Genomic DNA, 7,165 nt, shown 5'->3' with positions numbered 1-7,165 from the left:
GTCCGGGAATCCCGGACGGGGCCACGGCGCGTCCGGGCCGGATCAGCGGCGCCCGTTGTGACGCATCAGCCACGCCCGCACACGCGGCGTACGCTTCCCTTTGCGATAACCTGACGCCGGTCTCTCGATGTCGAGAGATCATCCTCGGCTCCAGTGCGCCGGTGTGCCTGGGGCACCTGGCGATTTGCTGGAGAAGGTAGAAATGACCCGCACCCCCGTCAACGTCACCATCACCGGAGCGGCCGGCCAGATCGGCTACGCGCTGCTCTTCCGCATCGCCTCGGGCCACCTGCTCGGCGCCGACGTGCCGGTGAACCTGCGCCTCCTGGAGATCCCGCAGGGCCTCAAGGCCGCCGAGGGCACCGCCATGGAGCTCGTCGACTGCGCCTTCCCGCTGCTGCGCGACATCACCATCACCGACAACCCGAACGAGGCCTTCGACGGCGCCAACGTCGCGCTGCTGGTCGGCGCCCGTCCGCGCACCGCCGGCATGGAGCGCGGCGACCTGCTGCAGGCCAACGGCGGCATCTTCGGCCCGCAGGGCAAGGCCATCAACGACCACGCCGCGGACGACATCAAGGTCCTGGTCGTCGGCAACCCGGCCAACACCAACGCCCTGATCGCCCAGCGCAACGCCCCGGACGTCCCGGCCGAGCGCTTCACCGCGATGACCCGCCTGGACCACAACCGCGCGGTCGGCCAGCTGTCCGCCAAGACCGGCGCCCTGGTCTCCGACATCAAGCGCGTCACCATCTGGGGCAACCACTCCGCGACCCAGTACCCGGACATCTTCCAGGCCGAGGTCGCCGGCAAGCCGGCCTTCGAGGCCGCCGGCAGCGACCAGGCCTGGCTGGAGAACGACTTCATCCCGACCGTCGCCAAGCGCGGCGCCGCCATCATCGAGGCCCGCGGCGCCTCCTCGGCCGCCTCGGCCGCCAACGCCGCCATCGACCACGTGTACACCTGGGTCAACGGCACCGCCGAGGGCGACTGGACCTCCATGGGTGTCGTCTCCGACGGCTCCTACGGCGTCCCGGCCGGTCTGATCTCCTCCTTCCCGGTCACCACCAAGGACGGCAAGTTCGAGATCGTCCAGGGCCTGGAGATCTCCGACTTCTCCCGCGCCCGCATCGACGCCTCGGTCAACGAGCTGACCGAGGAGCGCGACGCGGTCCAGGAGCTGGGCCTCATCTGAGCCCGGCCCGTACGGCCTGTTCCGGCGGCCCGCCCCTTCCGAGACCGGGAGGCGGCGGGCCGCCGCCGTGTCCGGGCTCAGGGCCCGGGACACCTCGGCCACCTACACTGGCCCGCTGTGAACGAAACCTTCGGGGACGCCGCGCTCGTCCTCGTCTTCATCCTCCTGGGCGGGCTGTTCAACGTCGCCGAGATCTCGCTGATCTCGCTGCGCGAGGGCCAGATCCGGACGTTGGCGGCGCACGGCACCCGGCGCTCGGCCCGGGCCGCGCACCTGGCCGCCGACCCCAACCGCTTCCTGGCCGCCGTCCAGGTCGGCGTGACCTGCATGGGCTTCCTGTCCGCCGCCTTCGGCGCGGACACGCTGGCCGGCAAGGTCGCCCCGCTGTTCGTCCGGGCGGGCCTGTCCGAGGGGATGTCCGACGCGGTCGCCCTGGTCGGCCTCACCCTGGTGATCAGCTACGTGTCGCTGGTGCTCGGCGAGCTCACCCCCAAGCGGATCGGCCTGCAGCGCGCCGAGTCCATCGCGGTGGTCGCCGCCCCCGTGGTGGACGTGATGTCGGTGGCGCTGCGCCCGGTGATCTGGCTGCTCGGCCACTCCACCAACCTGATGGTCCGGCTGCTCGGCGGCGACCCGACCGCCGGGCGCGGCTCGATGAGCTCCGAGGAGCTGCGCGGCCTGGTCGCGGCCAACACCGAACTGGGCAGCGACGAACGGGCGTTGATCGCGGACGTGTTCGCCGCCGGGGAGCGCCAGCTGCGCGAGGTGATGGTCCCGCGCACCGAGGTGACCTTCCTGGACGCCGAGCGCCCGCTGGCCGCCGTACGGCACCAGGCCGAGACCTCGCCGCACTCGCGCTACCCGGTGGTCGAGGGCAGCGCCGACGCCGTGGTCGGCTTCGTCCACGTCCGCGACCTGTACGGCGCCCGCGGCGAGCAGGCCGTCAAGGTCCGCGACCTGGCGCGCCCGGTCAAACTGTTGCCCGGTACCAAGCGGGTGCTGGAGGCGATGGGCGAGATGCGCCGGGAGGGCCACCACCTGGCCATCGTGGTGGACGAGTACGGCGGCACCGCCGGGATCGTCACCCTGGAGGACCTGGTCGAGGAGGTGATCGGCGAGATCCGGGACGAGTACGACCGGCCGGAGACCGCCACCACCCGTCGGCTGGCCGGCGGCGGTATGGAGCTGGACGGCCTGCTCAACCTCGGCGACTTCGCGGAGGAGACCGGCGTCACCCTGCCCGAGGGCCCGTACGAGACGGTGGCCGGCTGCCTGGTCGCCTCGCTCGGCCGGCTGCCCAGGGACGGCGACCAGGCCCGCGTCCCGCTCGACGGCGGGGGAGCGGTGCTGCTGACGGTGGCCAAGGTGGAGGGCCGGCGGATCGCCCGGGTGAGGGTGAGTGCCGTCACACCGGTCGAACCTCCGGGGGCGGAGGTTTCCTGAGCGACCGGTGGAACTGGAACAATGGACCGCATGGTCAACGCAGCGGTCACTGGTCCGGTCAAGGACCGTCCCCGGGTGCTCTCCGGCATCCAGCCCACCTCCGGCTCGTTCCACCTCGGCAACTACCTGGGCGCGGTGCGCCAGTGGGTCGACCTGCAGAAGGACAACGACGCCTTCTACATGGTCGTCGACCTGCACGCGATCACCGTCCCGCAGGACCCGGTGACCCTGCGCCAGAACACCCGGATCTCCGCCGCCCAGCTGCTCGGCGCCGGCCTGGACCCGGAGCACTGCACCCTGTTCGTCCAGTCGCACGTACCCGAGCACGCGCAGCTCGCCTGGGTGATGAACTGCCTCACCGGCTTCGGCGAGGCCTCCCGGATGACCCAGTTCAAGGACAAGTCCTCCCGGTACGGCGCCGACAGCACCACCGTCGGCCTGTTCACCTACCCGATCCTGCAGATCGCGGACATCCTGCTCTACCAGGCGGACGCCGTCCCGGTCGGCGAGGACCAGCGCCAGCACGTGGAGATCACCCGCGACATCGCGGAGCGCTTCAACTCGCGCTACTCCCCGACCTTCACGATCCCGAAGCCGTACATCCTCAAGGAGACGGCGAAGATCCAGGACCTGCAGGACCCGGCCGTCAAGATGAGCAAGTCGGCCTCCTCGCCCAAGGGCCTGGTCAGCCTGCTGGACGAGGCCAAGGCCAGCGCCAAGAAGTTCAAGAGCGCCGTGACCGACACCGGCACCGTGGTCTCCTACGACGAGGAGGCCAAGCCGGGCGTCTCCAACCTGCTGCGGATCCACTCCGCGCTCAGCGGCCAGTCGGTCGAGCAGCTGGTCGCGCACTTCGAGGGCAAGATGTACGGCGCCCTGAAGACCGAGCTGGCCGAGCTGTTCACCGAGTGGGTGACCCCCTTCCAGGAGCGCACCAGCACCTTCCTGGACGACCCGGCCGAGCTGGACCGGGTGCTGGCGATCGGTGCCGAGAAGGCCCGTGAGGTGGCCTCCGAGACGCTGGCGACGGTGTACGACCGGATCGGCTTCCTCCCGGCCGCCAAGCGGTGACTCCCCTAACCCGTCTGCCCGGTGGTGGCGACCTCCCGGAGGCCGTCACCATCGGCGTGTCCGTGAGCGTCCCGGACCCGTACGGGACGCGGATCCAGGACGCCCGGGCCGGGCACGGCGACCCGCAGGCCCGCTCGATACCGACGCACGTCACCCTGCTGCCGCCGACCGAGGTGCCGGCCGAGGTGCTGCCGAAGATCGAGGAGCACCTCGCGGCGGTGGCGGCCGCGCACCGGCCGTTCCGGATGCTGCTGCGCGGCGGCGGCACCTTCCGCCCGGTCTCCCCGGTGGTCTTCGTCCGGGTCGAGGAGGGCGCGCAGGAGTGCCGGCTGCTGGAGGCGGACGTCCGCTCCGGCCCGCTGGCCCGTGAGCTGGCCTTCCCGTACCACCCGCACGTGACGGTCGCGCACGGACTGCCGGACGACGTGCTGGACCAGGCGTTCGAGCAGGCGCGCGGCTTCCGGGCGTCCTTCACGGTCCCGGGCTTCTCGCTCTCCCGCTTCGACGCGGACGAGGTCTGGCGGCCCTGGCGGGGCTACTCCTTCGCCTGAACCGGCGGACCGGTTGAGCCGGTTGAACAGATTGAACCGGTTGAACCGGCCCGCTGGCGGCAACTAGCGTGCGCTACCGCCGAGTTCGAGCATCCGGTCGACCACCCGGCAGGACGCGCCGCCGTCGTCCAGCGCGCAGTGCTCGGCCCGGAATCGCCGGTAGCGCCCGGCGTACCCGGGCGGCAGGTCGGCGCCGCTGTCGGCGAGTTCGCGCAGCGCGCCGAGCAGTTCGGCCGAGGTCGGCACCAGCGGGCCGGGGGCCTTCGGCTCGAAGTCGAAGTAGAAGCCGCGCAGGGTGTCGCGGTAGTGCTCCAGGTCGTAGGCGAAGAAGTACATCGGGCGGCCGGTGATCGCGAAGTCGAACATGATCGACGAGTAGTCGGTCACCAGGACGTCCGCGACCAGCAGCAGTTCCTGCGGGTCGGGGTAGTCCCCGCAGTCGTACAGGAAGCCGTCGCCGGAGCCCGGCAGCGGGTCGCGCACGTGCGAGTGCGGGCGGACCAGCAGTACGTGGTCCTCGCCGAGCAGCCGGCGGGCGCGGTCGAGCTCCAGCCGCAGGTCGAGCCGGAAGCCCTCGCCGTCGCCGCGCCGCTGGTCCTCGCGCCAGGTCGGCGCGTACAGCACGATCCGCTTGCCCTCCGGCACGCCGAGCCGGCGGCGCACGGCCGCGGCGGTGCGTGGGTCGGCCCGGGCCAGCACGTCGCCGCGCGGGTAGCCGGACTCCAGCAGTTCGCCGTCGTAGCGGAAGGCGCGCCGCAGGATCGGGGTGGCGAACGGGCTGGGGGAGAGCAGCAGGCTCCACTGGGGGGTCTCCCGGTCGAGCGCCTCCAGGTAGCCGTGGTCGGCCAGCCAGGGGTTGTCGACGTCGTGGGCGATCCGCTTCAGCAGCGAGCCGTGCCAGGTCTGCACCACGACCTGGCCCTCGCGGCGCTCCAGGAAGTCCGGGAAGTGGGTGTTGCCGACCAGGTACCGGCAGGTGGCCAGCGCGCGGTACCACTCCGGGCTCCAGACGCGCACCGGCCGGACCCCGGGCGGCAGCTCGGCCTGGGCGTCGTCGACCACCCACAGGTGCTCCAGCGGCGCGCCGCGGCGGGCGAGTTCGGCGTGTACGGCGCGCGGGGAGTCGGCGTAGCCGCGGCCGCCGAACACGTCGTACAGCACCGCCTCGCGCAGCGGCTCGCGGCGGGCGGCGGGGTAGTGCTCGGTGCGCAGCCGGGCTTGCGTCCAGGCGCTGCGCTCGGCGGCGTCGAGCACCGGGGTGGAGTCCACCAGCAGGGTGTCGTGCCAGCGGCGCTGCAGCAGCACCTGCTTGCCGCCGACCGCGGCGACGGCGGGCAGCGCGGGCAGCGCGCCGGGGGCGGCGAGCAGCGGGCGGGCCGGGCCGGAGCGGTCGGCCGGCTCCAGCGCGGCCTCCCAGACACCCTTGCGCAGCGGCAGCACGGCGCCGTCCGCGCCGGTGCGGGTGGCGGGCACCCGCACCCGGAAGCGGCCGCCCGGCTCGGGCTCGACCCGGGTGCGGACCTCGCCCGCGGTGCCGGTGTGCCGCAGCACCAGCTCCAGCCGGTCGGCGGCCGGGTCCGGGCAGTGGCCGGCCAGCTCGAAGCCGCCGAAGTGGACGGTGATCCGGTCGACCAGGCCGGCCGCCGGCTGGACGCAGACCTGGAGCCGGCCGTCGGCGAGGTGCTTGAGGTAGAGCACCCGGTCCGGGGCGTCCGGCAGCGGGTACTGGCCTGCCACCGGGCCGCCGCGCTCGTCCAGGCAGAGCTGCACGGCGGCGCCGTCGGGGCGCAGCAGTTCGGCGTCCCAGTGCTCCAGCCGGCCGCGGCCGCGCCCGTCGGCGGTGAGCGGGCGGTACGGAAGGTCGACGGTGAAGGTGTTGCCGGTGCGGGCGAGCGGCTGTTCGAGCACCGCGTCGCTCTGCCGGTGGCGCAGCCGCAGTACGGTGCCGGAGGGGCAGCGGTCGGCGGTGCCGCCCAGTGCGACGCCGTCGGCGGTGGGGGTGGCGCGGTCGATCCGGACGCCCGGGCGCTCCAGCCGCAGGTGCAGCCGGTCGTCCTCGAAGAAGGGCTGGAGGCGGACGTCGCGGTCCACCCAGCGGGCCGGCGGGTATTCGCCGGAGCCGCACCAGTGGGGGGCGAGGGCGCCGTACTGGCGCCGCAGCCGGGTGGGGCGGGGGCGGGTGAAGAGGGTGGCCTCGATCTGCCAGTCGCCGACCAGCCAGTGGCCGTCGGGGCGTAGTCGGCGCGGCTCGATGAGGGCGGTGAAGCCGGACCAGTCGTGGTTGTACTCGGGCTGGGCGCTGTCGTCGGTGACCTCGGGAATCCTGCGGGGTCGGGAGCGCAGGTGGACGGGCGGCCGGGCTTCGTCCTGGTGGCGCAGGGTCAGCCAGGTCCAGGCCGAGCCGGGGCGGCCGGTGTCCAGGTTCAACGGGCGGGCGAAGCCGGTGAGCTCCAGGCCGCGGCCGTGCCAGCCGGCGCGCAGCAGGCCGAAGGCCGCGTCCTCGTCGACGGCGGGCCGGTCGGCGGGCACCCCGCGGGCGGCGTGCGGCAGGACGAGCCGGGTGAGCACGGGCATGACGGGAGGCCCTTCCGGGGACGGGATCCCGGCCGTGGCGGTGGACCGGGACGAACGCCGAACCGATAACGAAAGGTCCGGGGCCGAATCGACATCCAGGCCGGAATGTCACCCGAGGTCTACCGTCTTGTTCGTCGAAAATTCCTCAGGAATTCGTTAGTGAAACATGAGTTCGACCATGCCGCGGGTGAATCGGGGGAATTCCCCCAGGTGATTCCCAGGAAAAAGCGAGGCGCCCGACGCGGATCGCGTCGGGCGCCCCCGCAGGGGGGGGGGGTCGCTCCTCCCTTTTGGACATCCCCTCTCCCCCCCCAGCAGCGGCCCTTCCCTC

The 7,165-nt window shown here is 72.8% G+C and carries 5 protein-coding genes; 4 read left to right on the top strand and 1 reads right to left on the bottom strand.

The features are described from left to right. Positions 1 to 202 precede the first annotated feature (202 nt). From ACFQ87_RS29600 to ACFQ87_RS29585, 4 genes are all read left to right on the top strand, one after another. A complete protein-coding gene (locus ACFQ87_RS29600; RefSeq protein ID WP_380613906.1) occupies positions 203 to 1,195 on the top strand; it encodes a malate dehydrogenase in 993 nt (330 codons plus the stop codon). 117 nt (positions 1,196 to 1,312) lie between these two features. Further along, positions 1,313 to 2,638 carry a hemolysin family protein gene (locus ACFQ87_RS29595; protein ID WP_380613905.1) on the top strand — a complete coding sequence of 442 codons (1,326 nt, stop codon included), beginning with the start codon at positions 1,313 to 1,315 and terminating at the stop codon, positions 2,636 to 2,638. 75 nt (positions 2,639 to 2,713) lie between these two features. Then, positions 2,714 to 3,709, top strand: coding sequence for a tryptophan--tRNA ligase (gene trpS, locus ACFQ87_RS29590; RefSeq protein WP_380613942.1), 996 nt, complete (start codon positions 2,714 to 2,716; stop codon positions 3,707 to 3,709). Between the two features lie 62 nt (positions 3,710 to 3,771). Beyond that, on the top strand, positions 3,772 to 4,260 hold the full coding sequence (locus tag ACFQ87_RS29585) for a 2'-5' RNA ligase family protein (protein ID WP_380613904.1): 489 nt from the start codon (positions 3,772 to 3,774) through the stop codon (positions 4,258 to 4,260). A gap of 63 nt (positions 4,261 to 4,323) precedes the next feature. On the opposite strand, the gene ACFQ87_RS29580 is transcribed toward ACFQ87_RS29585, so the two are convergent. After that, a complete protein-coding gene (locus ACFQ87_RS29580; RefSeq protein WP_380613903.1) occupies positions 4,324 to 6,834 on the bottom strand; it encodes a CDP-glycerol glycerophosphotransferase family protein in 2,511 nt (836 codons plus the stop codon). Positions 6,835 to 7,165 lie beyond the last annotated feature (331 nt).

It is taken from the genome of Kitasatospora sp. NPDC056531 (assembly GCF_042794375.1).
Lineage (GTDB): Bacteria > Actinomycetota > Actinomycetes > Streptomycetales > Streptomycetaceae > Kitasatospora.
This window is presented reverse-complemented; position numbering and strand designations above follow the sequence as displayed.

Excerpts from the sequence above, each read along its gene's own strand:
- ACFQ87_RS29580 (WP_380613903.1), bottom strand. The coding sequence starts at position 6,834 with ATGCCCGTGCTCACCCGGCTCGTCCTGCCGCACGCCGCCCGCGGGGTG.
- ACFQ87_RS29600 (WP_380613906.1), top strand. The coding sequence starts at position 203 with ATGACCCGCACCCCCGTCAACGTCACCATCACCGGAGCGGCCGGCCAG.